Genomic DNA, 19299 nt, shown 5'->3' on the forward strand with positions numbered 1-19299 from the left:
TCGCCGGGATCTCAGGTGCCGCAGAAGGTCTGGTAGCGGCCGAAGTCCTCGGGCGCCGGGTCGGCGTAGCGCTCCAGTCCCGGCCTGGCGTGGAACGGCTGTCGCACCGCCTGGAGCAAGGCGTGGAGGGGCGCGAAGTCATCGTTCGTTGCGGCGATGAGCGCTTCCTCCACGAGGTGGTTACGAGGGATGTAGAGCGGGTTGACCCTGTCCATCGCGTCGGGGTCGGGGTCGAGCGCTCGCCACCGCTCGAGCCAGTCGTCGACTGCCGACAGGTCGAGGAAGAGGCCGCGCACCGGCTCGACGTCACCCCGAGCGGCGGTCGACAGGTGCCGCCAGAAGGAGGTGTAGTCGACGTGGCTCTGGTGAAGCAGTCCGAGCAGCTTCGCCACCAGCTGGTCAGCGGCCGTGTCCTCGCCTGCCGAAAGCCCGAGCTTGGCGCGCATCCCGGCCGACCACGCCTCGGCGTACTCCGTGCGGAACGCACCAAGGCTCTCGGTCGCCAGTGCGACGGCCTTCTCCTGGTCGTCGTCGAGCAGGGGAAGGAGTGCTTCGCCGAAGCGGGCGAGGTTCCACTCCGCGACCACCGGCTGGTTGGCGTAGGCGTAGCGGCCGCCGTGATCGATCGAGCTGAAGACCGTGGCGGGGTCGAATGCCTCGAGGTACGCGCACGGACCGTAGTCGATCGTCTCCCCGGAGATGGTCATGTTGTCGGTGTTCATGACCCCGTGCACGAACCCGACCAGCATCCACCGGGCGACCAAGGCGGCCTGCGCGGAGATGACGGCCCGGTACAACGCGAGATACCGGTGGTCGGATGACGCCGCTGCTGGGTGGTGCCGCTCGATCGCGTGGTCGGCCAGCCGTCGCAGGAGGTCGACGTCGCCGGTCGCCTGGACGAGCTGGAAGGTCCCGACCCGCAGGTGGCTGCTGGCCACCCGGGCCAGGACCGCGCCGGGCAGCACGGTCACCCGGCGGACGTCGCGCCCGGTGGCGACCACCGCCAGCGACCGGGTCGTCGGGATGCCGAGGGCGTGCATCGCCTCGCTGACGACGTACTCGCGCAGCATCGGGCCGATCGCCGCCAGTCCGTCGCCTCCGCGCCCGAACGGGGTGGGTCCGGATCCCTTGAGGTGGACGTCGCGGCTCCGGCCTTCCCTGTCGGTCAGCTCGCCCAGCAGGAGCGCGCGGCCGTCGCCCAGCCGGGTGAACCCGCCGAACTGGTGGCCCGCGTAGGCCTGGGCAACGGGGATGGTTCCCTCCGGGAGGCGGGTCCCGGTGAGCAGGCCGACGCCCTCCTCGGTCCGCAGCCACTCCGCGTCGAGACCGAGGTCGGCGGCGAGCGGCTCGTTGAGGACCACGAGCCGAGGCGCCGGGACAGCTGCGGCCTGCCACGGCAAAGCAAGCTCCGGCAGGTCGGTGGCGAACCGAGCCTGGAAGGCGGCGGTGCTCGTGGGAGCCGTCATGTCTCGAGCCTACGGAGGCCGGTGGCGTCCCGCTTCGGCGTCTACCGACGCCCCGGCAGCACCTTGCCGCGTGCCAGCGCGGTCCAGACCCGTGCTGTGACGATGTTCTTGCCCTTGAGCCCCAGGTGCTTCCGGTAGCGCGCAACGACGCGGCTCGTGGCCTGACCGAACGAGCCGTCGACATGGAGGGGCCGGGCTCTCACCGCGGCGTTGAGGCTTCGCTGCAGCCGTGCGACCGATTCGCCGCCGGATCCCTTGCGCAGCACCGGGTGGTGGCCGCGCGCGAGCAGCGAGGTCCACGTGGAGCGGTCCACAGCGCCCGTCGGACGGAGACCCTGACGGGCTTGGAAGCGGCGCACCGCACGGACGGTGGTGGCGTCGTACTGTCCGCTCACCTTGGCGGGGTGCAGAACCCCGGCCGACGTCAGGCACTGGATCGCCCTGACCACGGGCCCACGCTCGCCCGCGCGCACCTGTCGCGGTGGCACGCGCCCCGCCAGCGCCTCGCAGCTCGTCGGGCGCGAGGGCCGGCTGGTGGCGCCCAGGGAGACGAAGTTCCAGTCGATGTCCATCTCGACGCCGCCGAACTCGACCCTGGTGTCGAGCGCGTACTGATGGACGCGGCTGGTGCGCATGAAGCGAGGGTCGGCGACGTACTCCCTCGGTATCCCGCCGACCCGGTCGATCCAGGCGTACCAGACGGCGTCGGGACGTGAGTACGTCGCACGCGTCCGGCTCAGCAGCGCGATGCCGGAGTTGACGTGGGAGTACACGCCGGACCGGTAGCCGCTGCGGTGAAGCTGGTTGGTCCACGCCTCGAGGAAGGAGAGCGAGGACCAGCGGCAGCGCTGACTGTCGGTGTCGAATCCCTCGAGGTCGTAGAAGATCAGCTCGCCGCGCGGCAGGCGGAGGGACCGGGCGGTCGCCGCCGCCCGACGGGCCTGGCGGGCGCCGTCGGCCCGGGCGGCGTCGTACCGGTCACGCGGCCCGGGCCGCGAGACGATGCGGTGGTCGAAGCCCGTGCACGAGGCCTGGGGGCCCACCCAGATCGGCAGGAGCTTCCATCCCGTGCGGAGCTGCCGCGTCACCCAGCGCGGGGTGAGGTGGCGCTGCTCGCAGGCCCGGTGGATGCCGCCGAGGTAGATCCCGACGCCGGTGAAGGGCGAGGCGGTGCGCCAGCGGTTCATCACCCGCTGGCTGGGCGCGCGGCAGGCGTCGAAAGCGTGCCCGGTCCACTTCGATCCGGCCGGCGCCGGCGGCACGGGGGCGACCTGCTTGCGGCGCTGACCGTCGTCGTGCCCGGTCAGCGCGCGGGGGCTCGCAGCCCCCGCGTCCGGCGGCGCGCCGGTCGGCCACTGCCCGACCACCCCGATGGCGACCAGGAACAGGACGAGGGGCGCGAGGGCGCGGGCGGCGGTCTGCAGCGTGGGGCGACCGTTGAGGTGCATGGGCGGACAATCAAGAGGCGGCACGAACGCGCGCACTGTACGCCAGGGTCCGAGGGCGCGCCGCATCGGCAGACCCCCCGGGCGGCTCCCCCGTACGCGGTGTCTGCCGCCGCCCCCGGGTCGCGTCAACACTCCGAAGAGTGTCACCCCGCGGAGCAACGAACCGCAATGAAAACTGGGCACCGTAAGAGCCGGACTCAGCCGAGGCGCAGCCGGCCGCGGGTGCGGTGCACGGCTTCGCGGGCAGCCCGGGGCGCGAGGTCGCGGATCCGCCGGCCCAGCCAGGGAGCGACGTCGATGGCGAGGGTGCGGACCTGCTCGCGGCGGCTCAGCGGTGCGCTCGTGCAGGTCAGGGACGGGGCGGGGAAGAGCAGCCCCTCGGCAGTCAGCAGGTCGGCGACCCGCCGCGCCAGCCAGCGGTGGCCAAGCTCGGAGGGGTGCAGCCGGTCGAAGGACCACAGGTCGCGGGAGTAGATGGCCGGGTCCGCGGCGAGGTCGAGGCGCAGGGCGCCGTACTGCTCGTGCACCTCGTCGTAGATGTCGTTGAGGGTCTGGATGCGCCGCCGCAGCGGCCGGGCCAGCGGGCCGGGGATGCCGAGGACGCGGGTGTGGTCGTGGAAGCGCACGGTGACGACGAGCGCCCCATGCCGGGCCAGGGCGCCGGCGCAGTGCAGCAGGTCCTCGCGGATCTGCTCCGGGTCCCAGCCGGACCGCAGGACATCGTTGAGGCCGACGACCAGGGAAGCCACGACCGGACGGTGGGCGACGGCGTCGTCGAGGTGCTTGCGACGTACGTCGGCGACGACGGCGCCGGGCACCGCGAGGTTGCAGAGCGAGACGTGGTGGTCGACGGCGATCGCGTCGGAGAGGATCCGGGCCCAGCCCCGCCACCCGTGCGAGGTCGGGTCGCCGACGCCGCACGAGGCGGAGTCACCGAGGACGGCGAAGCGGACGTAGTCGGCAGTCGGGAGGGCTGGCGTCCCGCCGTACGGACGCTCCTGCCACTCCGGCTGGCTCACGACGCTCGACCTAGGACTGTGCCGTCCAGGTCACCTGGACCTGGCCGTGGTCGGGCGTGCAGCGGATGATCGTGCCGGCCGAGGCGCGGATGATGGCGAGGAGGCGCTCGAGGGCGTCGGCGGTGACGGTGTCCGTGTGCCAGTTCACGACGCCACCCCGATCACGGCCGTGAGGTACTCGTCAGCCTGGGCCCGCAGCGCCTCTGCCGCGGCACGGTGGCCCAGCACGGAGGGCGGACAGGGCGTCCAGTAGGGGACCGTGGCCGCCTCCTGGGCGGCGCGGTCGTCCTGTTGCTTGGCGAGCTTCAACAGGATGGCGCGAAGGGCGGAGCTCGTCCCGTTCGCGGTCGTTGGGTTGTTCATGGCTACCTCGCAGGTGGGTGCTGATGTATCCAGTGCACGCCTAAGGCGACCCGGGCACGAGCGGAGATCTACCTAGATCACTACGTAGATCGCCGTCTAAGGCACCGTGCTCGTCCTGCGCCGGGTGCCTCGCTACCGTCGGTGGGGTGAGGGCAGACGATCTCGGCACGCCGTACGACGGCCCGCCCACCGCGACCCGGGTGGTGTCGCTCGTGCCGTCGATCACCGAGGCGCTCGCGACCGACCGGCGAGCCGCGTTGGTCGGCGCGACCGACTGGTGCACGCACCCTGCGGACCTGGACGTGACCCGGGTGCGCGGCACCAAGAACCCGGACCTCCGCGCCGTCCGGGCGCTGGAGCCGGACCTGGTCATCGCCAACAAGGAGGAGAACCGCGAGCTCGACGTACGGCGGCTCCGGGAGGCCGGCGTCCCCGTCTGGGTGACCGACATCGAGACGGTGCCGCAGGCCCTCGACTCGCTCGAACGCCTGTACGACGCTGCGCTCGGCTGGCCGCGCCCGGACTGGCTGGCACAGGCGCGGGACCTCTGGAGTGGCCCCGTGCCCGACGTGAGCGCGCGGGTTGCGGTCGCGGTCTGGCGCGATCCCTGGATGGTCGTCGGGGCGCGCACCTACGCCGGGGACCTGATGCGTCGGCTCGGCTGGGAGAACGCGTTCGCCGGCAGCGGCGAGCGCTATCCGAAGGTGGAGCTCGCCGACCTCGACCGCGGGGACCTGGACCTGGTGCTGCTGCCCGACGAGCCCTACGTCTTCACCGATGACGACGGGCCCGAGGCCTTCGAACGAACCCCCACCCGACTGTTGTCGGGACGACTACTGACCTGGTACGGGCCCGCCATGGTGGAGGCGTTCGAGGCGATGCGTTGACGCCTGGCGTCCGACCCTGTTTGACCCCGCCCACTCCGGGCACCGGTGGTCCGAAGGAGGGATTCAGATGTCGAAGATGTCATTCCTGGCCGGTATGGGTGTCGGGTACGTGCTCGGAGCCCGGGCCGGCCGTCAGCGTTATGAGCAGATCAGGTCGCGCGCCCAGGGCGTCTGGAACAGCCCGAAGGTGCAGGAGACCGTCTCGCACGCACAGGAGTTCGCGGCGCAGAAGGCCCCTGAGGTCCAGCACAAGATCGCCGAGACCGCGTCGACCGCGGTGCACAAGGTGAGCGACAAGGTCGGCTCCGGCGATGGCGGCGATGGCGGCAATGGCGCCGAGGGAGACGACGGAGGCACGCCCGCCGGGTTCGTCGAGAACCCGGCAAAGGCTCATCGGGCCGATTGACGAAGATCGGTACCCGATAGGTACCTCCAGGGCGCCCGCACGGGCCCGACGCCAGCGTCCGTGCGGACCTGCTCAGTGCGCGCCCGTCAGGTTGAGCAGTACGACGCCCGCGATGATCAGGAACAGAGCAGCCGCCTGCGTCGGGCCGAGCCGGTCGCCCAGGAACAGGACGCCGATCACCGCGATACCGGCCGTGCCGAGGCCGGACCAGATGGCATAGGTGACGGAGACCGGGAGGTGCTCGATCACCAGCGCCAGCAGCCAGATCGACGCGGCGTAGCCGGCGATCACAGCCGCCGTCCACCCTGGCTCGCGAAATCCCTGGGTGCGCGGCAGCGCGGACGTGGCGGCCACCTCCACACCGATCGCGGCCAACAGCAGCATCCAGGCGAACATCATGATTCCCACTCCTCTGTAGCGGTCGCTACACATCGCCAATGTAGCACCCGCTACACTCGGAGCCAAAGGCGGAGAGGGGCAGCAGCTGTGGAGACGAGCACGCGGCGTGAGGCATTGGGCGATGCGGCCACGGACTACGCGCTGGAGCACGGGCTCATCGGCCTGAGCCTCCGACCGCTCGCCGCCGCCGTCGGCACGAGCGACCGGATGCTCCTCTACCACTTCAAGGACAAGGACGACCTCGTGGCGGCGGTGCTGCGGATCTCCAACGACCGCGCGATCGCCGAGATCCGGGCGCTGCCACGTGCCGCCGACGTACGACGCGCTGTCTCGGACCTGTGGGACGCGTGCACGACCGGGCAGCTCGAACGCTGCCAGCGCCTCTACGTGCAGGCTGCCGCGCTCGGTCTGCTCGGCCGGGAGCCCTATCTGTCCGTGGTCCGGGAGTCCAACCAGCTCTGGGTCGGCGCGCTCGTCGACTACCTGGTCGACGCGGGTGCGACCCGCGGCCGGGCGCGGCGCGCCGCTGTGCTCCTAGACGCCACCTTCATGGGCCTCATGCTGGACCTCGCCGTCGAACCCGGACCGGCAGCGCTGCGCCGTACGGTCCGGGACCTCGCGAACGCTGTCGTCGCGATCACGGGTTGAACGGTGCCTTCCGGACCGTCTGACCATTCCGGAACGGGGCACTGTGCGTGTTGAATCCAGCCTTGGGGGTGGCACTGCACATCGGCAGGCTGCCCGCACTGCCCGACCAACCCAGGAGGACGCATGACCGAGACGCCTGAAGAGCCCCTCAGCGACGACGACATGACCACGAGCCCGGCAGGTGGCTCGGAGCCCGGCCTCGGCGACGCCGACGGCACCGACGGTGACGCCACCGACACGACCGACGGCACCGACAGCGACGGCACCGACAGCGACGCCACCGACGGCGATGCGACCGACAGCACCGATGGCGACGCCTCCTGAGTGTCCGCTCTCGCGCTGCTGACCGGTGACGCCCAGACCTTCCTGGCGAAGGTCTGGGCGTCACGGGTCCACCTCCACCGGGCCGATCCCGACGAGCTGATCGGCCTCCTCTCGCTCCAGGACGCCGACCGGTTGCTGACGTCGTCCGCGATCCGTACGCCGTCGATCCGGCTGGCCAAGGACGGCGCGGTGCTGCCGGAGTCGGCGTACACCCGCGGCGCCACCCTGTCGGGCAAGCCGCTCTCCGGCCTCGTCGACGCCCGGAAGGCGCTCGCGCTGTTCGACGACGGCGCGACCGTGGTATTCCAGGGCCTGCACCGCGACTGGCCGCCGCTCACGGCCCTGGTCGCGGAGCTCGAGCTCGAGCTCGGGCACCCCTGCCAGGTGAACGCCTACCTGACCCCGCCCGGGTCGCAGGGCTTCGCTGTGCACTCCGACTCCCACGACGTCTTCGTGTTCCAGACGGCCGGCTCGAAGCAGTGGGAGGTCCACGGCGAGGACGGGCCGGGGGAGGTACTGCTCGAGCCCGGGCTCTCGATGTACCTGCCGACCGGGACTCCGCATGCCGCACGAGCGCAGGAGACGGTCTCGCTCCACGTGACCCTCGGGGTCAACCAGCTCACCTGGCGCGGGCTGGTCGAGCGCACGGTGGCGAAGGCGGTCGCGGACGTCCCGGCCGAGCACCTCCCCGCGGGCTACCTCGACGACCCGGCCCTGTTGAGCGCGCCGCTGGCCGAGCGCCTGGAGGCGCTCGCCGAGGAGGTACGACGCATCGACGCCGGTGCGGCTGTCGAGACCGAGATCCGTCGCTTCCTCACCTCACGGCCCTCCCGGCTCCCGGGCGGGATCACCGACGTGCTCGCCCTGCGGGCGGGCATCGACGACGGCACCCGGCTCCGCCGGCGCCCCGGTCACCCGTGCGTGCTGCTCGATGCCGGGGATCGGGTCGAGGTGCTGCTCGGCGACCGGTCGCTGACGGTTCCCGGCTGGACCCGGCCCGCCCTGGAGGAGATCCGCGCCCGCGGGTCGTTCTCGGTCGGCGACCTCGCCGACCACCTCGACGCCCAGAGCCGCACCGTGCTCTGCCGGCGGCTGGTCCGCGAGGGCCTGCTCGAGGCGGTGTCCTGACCAGGTGGTCACCCCTGCGACGCGCTTCTCGTGCGCTGCCGCCAGTTCGCTGCGCGACGAACCCCTGTCCGGCACCGCCACCCACGTCCGTACCTGGGTGCTGCTCGAGCACTCCGGTCCCTGGGGCAACGACGCGCTCCTGGACGCGCGCCTCCCGGACGGCCTCGGGGCGGCGCTCAAGCAGCAGGCGCGGACCTATCGCGCCAAGATCCTGCTGGTACGCCGGGCCCGGGCCAAGCGCGATCCCGAGCAGCTGAACATCTTCGTGGCGGACGCCCATCCCCGCCGCCCGCGCGTCGAGCACGGCACCGTCGCCGACCTCCGCGAGGTGCTCGACCTCGACCTCACGGCATTCCGCGAGGGCGGCTCGGCCGGGCTGGCGCCGTACGAAGGGTCCCTCTTCTGCGTCTGCACCAACGGCCGGCACGACGCCTGCTGCGCGGAGTTCGGTCGACCGGTCGCGATGGCGCTCGACGACGCGCACCCGGAGCAGACCTGGGAGGTCTCCCACATCGGCGGCGACCGGTTCGCCGGGAACCTGGTCGTGCTGCCGGAGGGCCTCTACTACGGGCGGCTGGACCCGCAGCGGGCGATCGGCGTCGCGGGCGCGCACCTCGCCGGTGAGCTCGACCTCGACCACCTGCGCGGCCGGTCGTCGTACCCGATGGCGGTCCAGGCCGCCGAGCTCCACCTGCGGCGCCGGGTCGGCGCCACCCGGGTCGTCGACGTCGCGCTGGTCCGGCGCGCGGTCGACGGTGACGTCACCACGGCCACCTTCGCGGTGGCCGGCGCGACCTACGTGGTGCGCGTCCGGACGCTGCTCGACCCGGAGACCGCGACGCGGCTCACCTGCAAGGCCCACCGGGACAACCCGATCCCGCGGCACGAGCTGCTGGCGGTCGAGCGGACCTCGTGAGAGGCGCGGCCCGTCGGCGATGAGTTCGTCCTGCGAACGCGGTCTGATGGGGCATGGGAATCGTGACCGCAGACATCGCCATCACCCTCGACGGCTTCGGCGCCGGCGCGGGGCAGTGCCTCGAGCGTCCGTTCGGCGACCTCGACGAGAACCGGCTGCACAGCTGGATGTTCGACCACCGCGACGACAACGCGGCCGAGGTGGAAGCGATCGTCGACGCCGGGGCCTTCGTGATGGGTCGCAACATGTTCAGCCCCGGCCGGGGCGAGTGGGACCTCGACTGGAGTGGCTGGTGGGGCGACGACCCGCCGTACCACGCCCCCGTGTACGTCCTCACCCACTACGAGCGGGAGCCGGTGGAGATGGAGGGCGGCACCACGTTCCACTTCGTCACCGACGGGCCCGAGGCCGCGCTCGGCCTCGCCCGCGCGGCAGCGGGCGACCGCAACGTCGCGATCGCCGGGGGCGCGTCGACGATCAACGCCTACCTCGCGATCGACGCCATCGACGAGCTGCGGCTGCACGTCACGCCGTTCGTCTCCGGGCTCACCGAGGGGTCGCGGATGTTCGACGGGGTGCCGGCGCTCGGCCTGGTTGCCGCGGGCGCGCGGCACACGCCGCACGTCACCCACCTCACCTATCGGCGGACCTGACCCGATTCACCCGCACCGCCGGCCCTGCGGTGCTAGCGTCCGGGCGGGATCGCGCGAATCGGGGACAAGGTATGAGTGAGACTCCGGCAGGGCCGGGCTGGTGGCAGGCATCCGACGGACGCTGGTACCCGCCCGAGGCGCATCCGTCTGCCCAGCCGCCCGCCGGGCCCCCGCCGGCGATGCCGACGATGCCGGCCGGCGGAGCGCAACAGGGCCAGCCGCCGTCGTACCCGCCGAACCAGGGCCAACCGCCGACCGGGTACCCCGGCCAGCCCCAGGGTGGGTACCCCGGCCAGCCGCCGGGTGGCTACCCCGGCCAGCCCCAGGGTGGTTACGGCGGTCAGCCGCCGGGTGGCTATCCCGGCCAGCCCTTCGGTGCCGGGAGCCCGCCGCCGAACAAGAAGCGCGGACTCCTCATCGCCCTCCTGGTGCTGCTGGTCGCCGCGATGCTCGGCGCGGCCGGCGCTCTCGTCATCGTGCTCAACAACGACGACAACGACAGCGATCCCGAGATCACCGGCGACCCGGTGACCCTCGAGCCGGTCGAGTCGCCCGGGGCCTCGCCGTTCGTGACCGGCAGCGCCGTGGCGACGACCGAGCTGTCGTCCGCCGCGGTCGACGCCGCCAATGCCATCAGCGCGGACCTCGAGGTCGACGACGAGACCGACGGGCGGATCGCGACGGGCACCGAGCCCGGCCTGTACGGCGGCACGATGGACGAGCAGGCCTGCGATCCGTTCGCGCTGGCCGACTTCCTCGAGGGGGACCAGGCCAAGGGCGCGGCGTGGGCAGGCGTGCTCGGCATCCCTCCGGCTGACATCCGCACCTACATCGAGAACCTCACGCCCGTCCTCCTCACGACCGACACCTGGGTCACCAACCACGGGTTCGAGAACGGCGAGGCGACCAGCTTCCAGTCCGTCATGCAGGCAGGCACGGCCGTGCTGATCGACGAGCACGGGGTCCCGCGGGTCCGGTGCTTCTGCGGCAACCCGCTGGTTGAGCCGGAGACCGAGGACTACACGCTGCACGCCACCGAGGGCGAGAAGTGGGACGACTACGAGCCCACGAACGTCCGGCTGGTGAAGGGCGGCGATCAGACCCTCGAGACGGTGACGCTGATCGACGCCGAGTCGGGGGAGCAGTTCGACCGCGGGCTCGGCCCCGGCCAGACCGGCACCGTGCAGGCGACGTTGCGCTGGTCCGGGACAGCCGACATGGACCTGCACGTCATCGACTCCAACGGCGAGGAGATCTACTTCCTCGACCACCCGAGCTCGTCGGGCGGTGACCTCGACCTCGACACGATCCCGGGCTGCGGGTCGGGCGACACCGGGCCGCACACCGAGAACATCTTCTGGGAGCAGGACGCGCCGCCCGGGGAGTACACCGTCTTCGTCTACGACTACACGTCGTGCGACGAGCCCACCGAGTACAGCCTCCAGGTGGTCGTCGGCGGCAGCACGGTGGTCTCGGAGACGGGCACGATCGCCGAGAGCCAGACCGAGGGGCCGCGCTACAAGTTCCAGGTCTACTGACGACCTAGGGGCGGGGGGCCGCGTCGTCGCGGAACGCGACGACGTCGCCGACGACCCCCACCCGCACCCGGTCTCCGGGCGTCGGCACCGAGGTCGCCGGGGTGCGCGCCGAGAGCTGCTCGCCGGAGTCGAGTCGCACCCGGACCGTGGCGTCGTGGCCGTAGAAGCTGATGTCCACGACCTCGGCGGGGGCGCCGTCCGCCCGATCAGCACTGTGGGGCCGGATCTGGATCTGCTCCGCCCGTACGGCGAGCCGCACCGCTCCGGGCTCGCACGTCATCCGGAGCGGGACGATGCCCAGGGCACACCGGGCCTCGGCGTCGCCCTCGACGTACCCGTCGACGAGGGAGGCGTGCCCGAGGAACGAGGCCACCCGGGGCTCGGCGGGACTCAGGTAGACGGTGGCTGGCGGGGCGACCTGGAGGAACGCGCCCCCCATCATCACCGCGACCTGGTCGGCGAGCGACAGCGCCTCACCCTGGTCGTGGGTGACCAGGAGGGCGGCGGCGCCGGCCGCGCGCAGCGCGCGAACGACGGCTCGGCCGGTGTCCTCGCGCAGCGACGCGTCGAGCGAGGAGAACGGCTCGTCGAGCAGGACGAGGGTCGGGCGCGGCGCGAGGGCACGGGCCAGCGCCACCCGCTGCTGCTGCCCGCCGGAGAGCTCGTGGGGATAGCGCTGCGCCAGCGCGGACGGCAGCTCGACCAGCTCGAGCATCTCGGCGACCCTGTCGGTCCTGCCGTAGCTCCCGCCCCGTTCGGCAGCCGTCAGGCCGAACGCGATGTTGGCCGCCACGTCGAGGTGGGGGAACAGCGCGCCGTCCTGCGGCACGTAGCCGAGTCCGCGCAGGCGTGCGGGCACCGACCGGCGGCCGCTCACGACCTCGGAGCCCGCGACCGAGACGGTGCCGGCGCTCGGCGCCACGAACCCGGCGACGGTGCGGAGCAGGGTCGTCTTCCCGCACCCGGACGGGCCGAGGATCGCGGTCACGCCGTCCTTGACGACGAGGTCGATGCCGAGCAGGACCGGGGTCCGTCCGTAGCCGGCCTCCAGGCCGTGGATCTCGAGTGCGGCGCTCACGGGGTGCTCACGTCCCGCTCCTGAGGCTCAGGCTGCCCAGCAGCCAGGTGGAGGGGATGGACAGCACGACCAGCGCGAGTCCGTAGGGGGCGGCGGCGCCGTACGCGATCGCGGACGCGTCGGACCAGAACTGGGTGGCCAGGGTGTTGGTGCCGAGGGGCGCGAGCAGCAGCGTGGCCGTGAGCTCGGTGGCGACCGCCAGGCCCACGAGGGCCGTGGCCGCGGTGAGGCCGGGGAGGACGAGCGGCAGGGTGACCCGCCGGGCGACGGCCGGTCCGGTGCACCCGAGGTTGCGCGCGACGTCCTCGAGGCCGGGCGGGACCAGCTCGAACGTCGAGCGGACGCTGACCACGGCGCGCGGCAGGAAGAGGATCGCGTAGCCCAGCAGGAGCACGACCACAGTCTGGTACAGCGTCGGCACCACCCGGATCGAGACGGTCACCAGGGCGAGTGCGATCACGATGCCGGGCATCGCGCTCGCCGTGTAGACGCTGCGCTCGATCGCTGTCGTCAGGAGGCCGCGGTGCCGGACCGCCAGCCACACCACCGGTACGGCGATCACGGTCGCCGTGACGCCGCCGGCCAGCGCGAGCCCGAGGGTCGTCGCGGTCGCCGCGCTGAGCTCGCCGACGTCGACGGTCGCCGACGTCCCGCGGAGGAGCCAGCGGACCAGGGCGCCGAGCGGGACGGCCAGGGCCCACAGGGCGACGCCCGTCAGGGCGGCGAGGACGGGCAGCTTGAGCCGGCCGAGCTGGATCCGGAGCGGGTGGCCGCTGGCCCCGGAGCCGACCCGGGCGCGGCGGCGTCGGCCGCGGAGGAGGAGCTCGATGCCGAGCAGGAGCAGGCAGAAGGTGACGAGGACGAGCGCGAGGAGCGTGGCCTCCGGCCCGTTGAAGACGGTGGCGTACTGCTGGAGGATCGCGGTGGTCAGGGTCGGGTAGTTCAGCAGCTGGAGCGCGCCGTACTCCGCCAGCAGGTGCAGGCCGACCAGCAGCGCGCCGCCGAGGACGGCCGGGCTCACGGCCGGCAGGGTCACCCGGGTGAACACGCCCCAGCCGCTGCGCCCGAGCGACGTGGCCACCTCCTCGACTCCCGGGTCCAGGCGCCGCAGGGCGGCGACCGTGGGCAGGTAGACGAGGGGGTAGTAGGACAGCGTCACGACCATCACCGCGCCGGGGAACGACTGCACGGCGTGCGTCGTCGACACCCAGCCGTACCCGTTGACGAACGCCGGTACGGCGAGCGGCGCGCAGAGGACGCCGTGCCACCACCCCCGTCCCGGGACGTCGGTGCGCTCCACGATCCACGCGCCGGCCACGCCGAGGACGGTGCTTGCCGCGACTCCGGCGACGAGCAGGCGCACCGTGTTCCACAGCAGCTCGCCGATCCGGGGCCGCCACAGGAAGTCGACGGCCTCCTGCCGGCCGAGCTCGGCGGTCGTCGCGATCACGTAGCCGAGCGGCACCAGCGCGAGGCCGGCCACGGCCAGTCCGACCAGCAACAGCACGGGCGAGGCGCCCCCGGCCACTGGCCGGGGACTCCTCGTCGCCCGTGCAGGTGCGGGTGCGGTCGTGGTCAGAGGAATCCGACCTCGGTCATCAGGTCGACGACGGCTTCGGAGTCCAGGTCGGAGACGTTGACCGCCGGGGGCTGGAGCGCGCTGAACGGCTGGGTGACCTGGTCGAGCTCGACGGCCGGGTTGAGCGGGTACTCCAGCGCATAGCTGTCGGCGATGATCTGCTGGCCCTCCTCGCCGACGAGGAACTCCAGGAACTGCTCGGCCTCGTCCTTCATGTCGCTCGACTCGAGCACGCCGGCGCCCGAGACGCTCACGAAGGCACCCGGGTCCTGGTCGGTGAAGTAGTGCTGGGCGCTGCTGTCGCTCACGTCGCCGCCCTCGGCCCGGTCGCGCTCCCAGTAGTAGTGGTAGACGATCCCGACCTCGGACTCGCCGGAGTCGACGTTCTCGAGGACGACGTTGTTGCCGTCGTAGACGGTGCCGTTCTCCTTGATGCCCTCGAGCCACGCGCGGGTGGCCTCCTCGCCCTCGAGCTCGAGGACAGCGGCGACGATCGCCTGGAAGTCGGCGCCGGTCGGCGAGAAGGACAGCCGGCCCGCCCACTCGGGGTCGGCGAGGTCCATGATCGAGTCGGGGAGCTCGGACTCCTCGATCTTGTCGGTGTTGTAGACGAGCACCGTCGACCGTGCGACGAAGCCGGTCCAGAGGCCGCTCTCCGGGCGGAACATCTCGGGGATCACCTCGAGGATGTCGGAGGGCAGCTCCTCGAAGAGCCCCTCGGCCTCCACCTGCGACATCGCGGGGGAGTTCTCGGTGAGGAACACGTCGGCGTCCGACGCGTCGCCCTCCTGGACCAGCTGGTTCGACAGCTCGAGGTCCTTGCCGTTGCGGAGCTCGACCTCGATGCCGGTCTCGTCCTCGAACGCCGGCACGATCTCCTCGAGGAGCTGCTCGTGCTGGGCGTTGTAGATCACCAGCTTCGGACCACCGAAGAGACCGCAGGCGGTGAGCATCGGGGCGATCAACCCCAACGAGGTTGCGACGGCGAGCGGACGGGCGAGATTCATCGGTATTCCTTGCTTGTGTGTCGGGCGGAGGTTACAGAGCGACGCGGCCGCGCCAGCGACGCAGGCCCCGGTCCGAGACGTGGTCGACCAGTCGCCAGACGGCGATGCCGACGAGCAGTGAGGCCAGCAGCCCCCCGAGGGGCCAGCGGTGCTCGAGGTGGGGATAGACCTGCCAGTGCGTCAGGTAGACGTAGAGCGACGCGCCCGCGATCTGGCCGACGGCGCCGACCAGCACCCGCGGCCACGGCACGGTGGGGACCCAGATCAGCGCCAGCAGGCCGGCGGCGATGACCGTTTCCCGGACGGGGTCGCCGCAGAAGCCCTGGACGCCGGCGACGAGCAGCGCCGACAGCAGGAGGCGGTGGCCGTGGTGGCGCGCCCTGGCCGCAGCCCAGCCCCCCACGAACAGCCAGGCCACGAACGTCGAGGAGTGGATGAGGTCGCCGTCGTAGCCGGTCGCCGTCGCCCAGAACCGCGGGATCAGCGAGGCGGCGAGCACCACGATCGCGAACCAGTACGGCGAACGCCGCTCCCATGCCGCGACCGGGCGGATCGCCATCAGGGCGGCCGCTCCGATCATCATCGAGACGAGTACCTCGATGAACCAGAAGTGCCACTCGGGCTCGACCCAGGTGTGGGAGCCGAGCGCGTCGTTGAGCAGCAGGATGTTTCGCCAGCCGTACTGGCCGCTGATGAGGCAGACCGCGGCGATCCACAGCGACGTCGGGATGGCGATCCGCGCAACCGAGCGCGCCAGCCGGGTCACGCGGGCGCGGCTCTCCGTGCCGGCGAGGTGGAACCGCGCGAAGTTGGCTCCGGCGACCCCGAGGAGCACGTGGGCGCCACCGAGCAGCGTGAACAGGTTCGTGTGGGTGCCGACGATCAGCACGATCGCCACCGCGCGGAGCACGATGCCGGTGTCGAGGCGGACCCACCGCGGGCGAGGGCCGTCGGTCGCGAGGGCGGCGAGCTCGGCGATCGTGCGGTCCGGCCAGTCGGACGGCAGCCGGCCCAGCCGGCGCTCGAGGCGGAGCGAGAGCTCGACGTACGACAGGGAGTCGCCGCCGAGGCCCGCGAACGTGTCGGACTCGGTGACCCGCGAGCGGCGCAGCACGGCTCCGTAGAGGGCGGCCAGCGAGCTGCCGGCGGAGACCTCCGGGCCCCCGGCCTGCGGGGCCTCGAGCCGGGCGACCGCCGCCTGGTCGATCTTGCCGTTGGGCAGCCGCGGCACGGGCGCGACGGGTACGACGGCGATCGCGTGCTCGGGCAGCCCGGTCGCCGCTGCCGCGGTCGTGGCGACCTCGGCGACGGCGTGCGGGTCGGGCTCGCCGGCGAGCGCGACGACCAGCCGGGTGGCGTCGGCCGACTCGGCGCAGACGACCTCGTGGTCGCCGAGCGTCAGCAGCGTCTCGACCCGGTCCAGGTCGATGCGCTGGCCGAAGAGCTTCGCGAACCGCGAGCAGCGCCCCACGACCTCGAACAGGCCGGCCTCGTTCTGCCGGGCGAGGTCGCCGGTCCGCAGCTCGGTCAGCTCCGGCCCGCGGGCCAGGTCGGCCGTGCCGTGGGCGTAGCCCATCATCACGTTCGGACCGCTGTAGACCAGCTCCCCGACGCCGGTCGGGTGGCCGTCGACCGGCGCGAGCCGGAAGGCGCCGCCGGGGACCGGGACGCCGATCGCGCCGGGGTGGGCGGCGGTGAGCGCCGGCGGCAGGTACGCCATCCGGGCGGTGGCCTCGGTCTGGCCGTACATGACGAACAGCTCCCACCCCTCGCGGCGGCCGCGCTCGGCGACCGCGCTGACCCGTTCGGGAGCGAGCCGGCCGCCGGCCTGGGTGACCTGGCGCAGCGTGGGGAGCTCGGGCCAGCCCGCGGCGTCGAGCAGGTCGAACGTGTAGGGCACTCCCGCGAAGGACGTCACCCCGGTCGCGCGGGCGAGGTCCCACAGCGCCGACTCGGCGACGCTGCGGCCGCTGAGCACCACCGACGCCCCGACGGAGAGGTGGCTGTGCAGCACCGACAGGCCGTAGCAGTAGTCGAGGGGCAGCGTGGTGATCGCGCGGTCGTCCGTCGTGAGGCCGAGGTACGACGCGATCGCGTCGGCGTTGCTCTCGAGGTTGGTCCGCGACAGCCGGACCAGCTTGGGAGATCCGGTGGAGCCGGAGGTGCTCAGCAGGACGCGCAGGTCGGGATGGAGCGCGGGCTCCGGTCGGCCGGTCGGAGCGAACCCGCCGTCCACCCAGGCGCTGCTCGCTCCGTAGGCGCGGGGGAGCACGGCGTCGCGGGACAGGAGCACCGTGTGGCCGCCTGCCAGCGCTGCCAGGTAGGCGACGATGAACTCGGTCGTCGGCGCCGGCACCAGGCCGACGAGCTGCTGGCTGGCCGGAAGCCGGGTCTGCGCCTGGGCGACGAGGTCCGCGAGGTCGTCGTACGACAGCACCTCGGTGCCGGTGACGAGGGCCGGCCTCCCGCCGTGGCTCCCGAGGTCGACCGCGAACCCGACGCCCACGCCCGCCCGGGTCGTGCGCTCGGGCGCTCGCGCGGTCAGCGGCGGCGTCACCCGCTCAATATAAGGCTAGCCATACCAACGTTAGGTATCGCTCACCAAACGGACGCGCCGATCGGCGTGTCACTGCTCACACGGCGGTGAGGCGGAACACGGGGATCACCCGGTCGGTGCGCTCGGCGTACTTGTCGAAGTTGGGCCAGAGCGCCCGCATCGTCTCCCAGGCCCGGTCGCGCTCCTCGCCCACCATCTCGCGCCAGGTGACGGTGTAGTCCTGGCGGCGGTAGCGGATCTTCGCGGTGTCCGCGGCGCGGAGGTTGGCGACCCAGATCGGCGGCTTGGGTGCCCCGAAGTAGGAGCCGGCGATGAGCCACTCGTCGCCGTCCGGGACCGTGAGCAGGTTCGTCGAGCGGGGGATGCCGCTCTTGCGGCCCGGGACGGTCAGCACCACGTTGGGCAGGCCCGCGATGTCGAGGATGCCGTAGCGGTTCTTCGTGACCCGGTGCACCAGGTTGTCCGTCCAGACGACCTGGGGGAGCAGCTTCGGCATCCAGGAGAGGGAGCCGATCTTGATCGCGACCGGTGTGAGCAGACCCATGCCCGAAAGGTAGACGCTCTGAGCGTCGGGTGGGAGACGCACCCCGGATTCAGAAGCCTCGCATGAGGAGCACATGAGAGCCTCATCGAGGTCTCATCCTGCGTTCCTAACGTCCTCGAGGTGACCGAACCACGCCGCTCGCTTCTGCTCGCCTCCCTCACGTCGCTGACCCTGTTCGTGCTGCTCGGGGTCGCAGCCACGCACGGCTGGCTCGGGACCACCGAGCTCGACGGGCCCAGCGCCGGGATCCGCGGCTGGGCCGCGGAGCGGCCATGGCTGGAGGACTCGCTCTTCGCTGTCGAGAAGCTGTTCGCGACGCAGGGCCTGACCATCGCGGCGATCGTGGTGGCCGGTTGGCTGCTGCTCCGGCGGCAGCTGCGGGCGGGCATCCTGGTCCTGGTCGTGATGTACGCCGCGACCGAGCTCACCCAGCACACGAAGGCGCTGTTCGGTCGCGACCGGCCCCTGTGGCAGGACTCGGACTTCCTCCACCACGCCAGCTCCTACCCGTCGGGGCACGCTACCGGCGCCGCCACCCTCGGCGGCCTGGTGATCGTGCTGGCCATCCTGGGCACCCGCAGCCGGGCCCACCTCCGGCCGATCGCCGCCGTGGTCTCCGTCGTGGTGCTGATCGTCTGCGCCGACCGGCTGATGCTGGGCCGGCACTACCCCACGGACCTCGTCGGCGGCGTCCTGCTCGCGGCCGGCCTCATCATGCTCGGCCTGGCGATCGTCTTCCCCCGCGAAATCAGCGAAGGGACGCCACCCGTGCAGGTGGCGCCCCTCGCCGAGAAGGAACTGGTCGTCAGCCGATCTGCTTGACCTGCGTCCCGCCAGCGAACTTGTCGTGCCAGCCCTGGTGGTTCGGCTGGTCGTTGTTGAGGGTGACCGCGATGAAGATCATCGCCGCGATGGGGGCGGCCCAGCCGAGGAAGAACCAGCCGATGAACGGGATGATGCTCAGCACGCCGAGCGCGGAGTACGCGTTGCGCTTGGCCGCCTGTTGCACGGTCGGGTTGCTGACCCCGTCCGGCCCATAGGTGCGGAGCTTCATGATCATCTTGCCGACGGTCTGACCGCGGTTCGACTCCAGCAAGGTGAAGTAGGCCAGGAACAACGCGGCCTGCAGGATCGCGGTGAGTGTGTAGAAGATGAAGTACTCGCCGAACGAGTTGCTGAAGCCCGAGTAGATGATCGCGCTCAGGATGATGTAGATCGGCACGTAGACCACGCCGATGAGGATGTGGTCGATGAGCCGGGCCAGGAACCGGTTGAGCAGCTCGGCCGGCCGCGGAACGCCGGCTGCTCCGCCGGGCGTCCCGCCGGGCATCCCGCCGGG

General features: G+C 72.1%; 21 protein-coding genes. 9 read left to right on the forward strand and 12 right to left on the reverse strand.

What is annotated here, in order from left to right:
• Positions 1–11 precede the first annotated feature (11 nt).
• From D0Z08_RS04120 to D0Z08_RS04135, 5 genes are all read right to left on the reverse strand, one after another.
• Positions 12–1466: a protein adenylyltransferase SelO gene (locus tag D0Z08_RS04120; RefSeq protein ID WP_118922951.1), complete on the reverse strand. Its 1455-nt coding sequence runs from the start codon at positions 1464–1466 to the stop codon at positions 12–14.
• 41 nt (positions 1467–1507) lie between these two features.
• Positions 1508–2914: a glycoside hydrolase domain-containing protein gene (locus D0Z08_RS04125; RefSeq protein WP_182481147.1), complete on the reverse strand. Its 1407-nt coding sequence runs from the start codon at positions 2912–2914 to the stop codon at positions 1508–1510.
• Between the two features lie 197 nt (positions 2915–3111).
• Positions 3112–3933, reverse strand: coding sequence for an SGNH/GDSL hydrolase family protein (locus tag D0Z08_RS04130; RefSeq protein ID WP_118922955.1), 822 nt, complete (start codon positions 3931–3933; stop codon positions 3112–3114).
• 10 nt (positions 3934–3943) lie between these two features.
• Positions 3944–4081 carry a hypothetical protein gene (locus tag D0Z08_RS31910; RefSeq protein ID WP_182481148.1) on the reverse strand — a complete coding sequence of 46 codons (138 nt, stop codon included), beginning with the start codon at positions 4079–4081 and terminating at the stop codon, positions 3944–3946.
• A complete protein-coding gene (locus D0Z08_RS04135) occupies positions 4078–4296 on the reverse strand; it encodes a hypothetical protein (protein WP_118922957.1) in 219 nt (72 codons plus the stop codon). Before D0Z08_RS04135 ends, D0Z08_RS31910 begins: the two co-directional genes overlap by 4 nt.
• Before the next feature lie 146 nt (positions 4297–4442).
• Between D0Z08_RS04135 and D0Z08_RS04140 the strand changes: the two genes are divergently transcribed.
• Together D0Z08_RS04140 and D0Z08_RS04145 are read left to right on the forward strand one after the other, a co-directional pair.
• Positions 4443–5183 carry a helical backbone metal receptor gene (locus tag D0Z08_RS04140; protein ID WP_118922959.1) on the forward strand — a complete coding sequence of 247 codons (741 nt, stop codon included), beginning with the start codon at positions 4443–4445 and terminating at the stop codon, positions 5181–5183.
• A gap of 67 nt (positions 5184–5250) precedes the next feature.
• Positions 5251–5589 carry a YtxH domain-containing protein gene (locus D0Z08_RS04145; RefSeq protein WP_118922961.1) on the forward strand — a complete coding sequence of 113 codons (339 nt, stop codon included), beginning with the start codon at positions 5251–5253 and terminating at the stop codon, positions 5587–5589.
• 72 nt (positions 5590–5661) lie between these two features.
• On the opposite strand, the gene D0Z08_RS04150 is transcribed toward D0Z08_RS04145, so the two are convergent.
• Positions 5662–5988 (reverse strand): DMT family transporter, encoded by a 327-nt coding sequence (locus D0Z08_RS04150; RefSeq protein ID WP_245993622.1) that lies wholly within the window; start codon positions 5986–5988, stop codon positions 5662–5664.
• Positions 5989–6075: 87 nt separating this feature from the next.
• On the opposite strand from D0Z08_RS04150, the gene D0Z08_RS04155 reads away from it, so the two are divergent.
• The 6 genes from D0Z08_RS04155 (at position 6076) to D0Z08_RS04180 (ending at position 11195) form a co-directional block, all read left to right on the forward strand.
• On the forward strand, positions 6076–6636 hold the full coding sequence (locus D0Z08_RS04155) for a TetR/AcrR family transcriptional regulator (RefSeq protein ID WP_118922963.1): 561 nt from the start codon (positions 6076–6078) through the stop codon (positions 6634–6636).
• Between the two features lie 123 nt (positions 6637–6759).
• Positions 6760–6960 (forward strand): hypothetical protein, encoded by a 201-nt coding sequence (locus D0Z08_RS04160; protein WP_118922965.1) that lies wholly within the window; start codon positions 6760–6762, stop codon positions 6958–6960.
• Positions 6961–8088, forward strand: coding sequence for a cupin domain-containing protein (locus D0Z08_RS04165; protein WP_118922967.1), 1128 nt, complete (start codon positions 6961–6963; stop codon positions 8086–8088).
• 4 nt (positions 8089–8092) lie between these two features.
• Complete coding sequence (locus D0Z08_RS04170; protein WP_118922968.1) at positions 8093–9004, forward strand: ferredoxin family protein; 912 nt, start codon at positions 8093–8095, stop codon at positions 9002–9004.
• Between the two features lie 53 nt (positions 9005–9057).
• On the forward strand, positions 9058–9657 hold the full coding sequence (locus D0Z08_RS04175; protein ID WP_118922970.1) for a dihydrofolate reductase family protein: 600 nt from the start codon (positions 9058–9060) through the stop codon (positions 9655–9657).
• 71 nt (positions 9658–9728) lie between these two features.
• Positions 9729–11195 (forward strand): DUF6777 domain-containing protein, encoded by a 1467-nt coding sequence (locus tag D0Z08_RS04180; protein WP_147381311.1) that lies wholly within the window; start codon positions 9729–9731, stop codon positions 11193–11195.
• A 4-nt stretch (positions 11196–11199) separates the two neighbouring features.
• Here the strand turns inward: D0Z08_RS04180 and D0Z08_RS04185 are convergent, their stop codons facing one another.
• The 5 genes from D0Z08_RS04185 to D0Z08_RS04205 all read right to left on the reverse strand — a co-directional run bounded on the left by D0Z08_RS04185 (position 11200) and on the right by D0Z08_RS04205 (position 17960).
• On the reverse strand, positions 11200–12273 hold the full coding sequence (locus tag D0Z08_RS04185) for an ABC transporter ATP-binding protein (protein ID WP_118922973.1): 1074 nt from the start codon (positions 12271–12273) through the stop codon (positions 11200–11202).
• Between the two features lie 7 nt (positions 12274–12280).
• Positions 12281–13801: an ABC transporter permease gene (locus tag D0Z08_RS04190; protein ID WP_245993624.1), complete on the reverse strand. Its 1521-nt coding sequence runs from the start codon at positions 13799–13801 to the stop codon at positions 12281–12283.
• Between the two features lie 47 nt (positions 13802–13848).
• Positions 13849–14859, reverse strand: a complete 1011-nt coding sequence (locus D0Z08_RS04195) for an iron ABC transporter substrate-binding protein (RefSeq protein WP_118922977.1) — start codon at positions 14857–14859, stop codon at positions 13849–13851.
• 31 nt (positions 14860–14890) lie between these two features.
• A complete protein-coding gene (locus tag D0Z08_RS04200; protein ID WP_118922979.1) occupies positions 14891–17416 on the reverse strand; it encodes an AMP-binding protein in 2526 nt (841 codons plus the stop codon).
• A 76-nt stretch (positions 17417–17492) separates the two neighbouring features.
• A complete protein-coding gene (locus D0Z08_RS04205) occupies positions 17493–17960 on the reverse strand; it encodes a nitroreductase family deazaflavin-dependent oxidoreductase (protein WP_118922981.1) in 468 nt (155 codons plus the stop codon).
• A 120-nt stretch (positions 17961–18080) separates the two neighbouring features.
• Here D0Z08_RS04205 and D0Z08_RS04210 point away from each other — a divergent pair, with 120 nt between their 5' ends.
• Positions 18081–18782 carry a phosphatase PAP2 family protein gene (locus D0Z08_RS04210; RefSeq protein ID WP_118922983.1) on the forward strand — a complete coding sequence of 234 codons (702 nt, stop codon included), beginning with the start codon at positions 18081–18083 and terminating at the stop codon, positions 18780–18782.
• Here the strand turns inward: D0Z08_RS04210 and D0Z08_RS04215 are convergent.
• The gene (locus D0Z08_RS04215) at positions 18766–19290 is read right to left on the reverse strand and encodes an RDD family protein (protein WP_118922985.1); all 525 of its coding nucleotides are present in this window, start codon (positions 19288–19290) and stop codon (positions 18766–18768) included. The two genes, D0Z08_RS04210 and D0Z08_RS04215, sit on opposite strands and share 17 nt — an antisense overlap.
• Positions 19291–19299 lie beyond the last annotated feature (9 nt).

This window comes from Nocardioides immobilis (assembly GCF_003515065.1).
Classification (GTDB): domain Bacteria; phylum Actinomycetota; class Actinomycetes; order Propionibacteriales; family Nocardioidaceae; genus Nocardioides; species Nocardioides immobilis.

What these genes read in the sequence shown, in the direction of transcription:
- D0Z08_RS04175 (WP_118922970.1), top strand. Translation starts at nt 9,058, where the DNA reads ATGGGAATCGTGACCGCAGACATCGCCATCACCCTCGACGGCTTCGGC.
- D0Z08_RS04180 (WP_147381311.1), top strand. Translation starts at nt 9,729, where the DNA reads ATGAGTGAGACTCCGGCAGGGCCGGGCTGGTGGCAGGCATCCGACGGA.
- D0Z08_RS04125 (WP_182481147.1), bottom strand. Translation starts at nt 2,914, where the DNA reads ATGCACCTCAACGGTCGCCCCACGCTGCAGACCGCCGCCCGCGCCCTC.
- D0Z08_RS04215 (WP_118922985.1), bottom strand. Translation starts at nt 19,290, where the DNA reads ATGCCCGGCGGGACGCCCGGCGGAGCAGCCGGCGTTCCGCGGCCGGCC.
- D0Z08_RS04205 (WP_118922981.1), bottom strand. Translation starts at nt 17,960, where the DNA reads ATGGGTCTGCTCACACCGGTCGCGATCAAGATCGGCTCCCTCTCCTGG.
- D0Z08_RS04145 (WP_118922961.1), top strand. Translation starts at nt 5,251, where the DNA reads ATGTCGAAGATGTCATTCCTGGCCGGTATGGGTGTCGGGTACGTGCTC.
- D0Z08_RS04135 (WP_118922957.1), bottom strand. Translation starts at nt 4,296, where the DNA reads ATGAACAACCCAACGACCGCGAACGGGACGAGCTCCGCCCTTCGCGCC.
- D0Z08_RS04120 (WP_118922951.1), bottom strand. Translation starts at nt 1,466, where the DNA reads ATGACGGCTCCCACGAGCACCGCCGCCTTCCAGGCTCGGTTCGCCACC.
- D0Z08_RS04195 (WP_118922977.1), bottom strand. Translation starts at nt 14,859, where the DNA reads ATGAATCTCGCCCGTCCGCTCGCCGTCGCAACCTCGTTGGGGTTGATC.
- D0Z08_RS04150 (WP_245993622.1), bottom strand. Translation starts at nt 5,988, where the DNA reads ATGATGTTCGCCTGGATGCTGCTGTTGGCCGCGATCGGTGTGGAGGTG.
- D0Z08_RS04160 (WP_118922965.1), top strand. Translation starts at nt 6,760, where the DNA reads ATGACCGAGACGCCTGAAGAGCCCCTCAGCGACGACGACATGACCACG.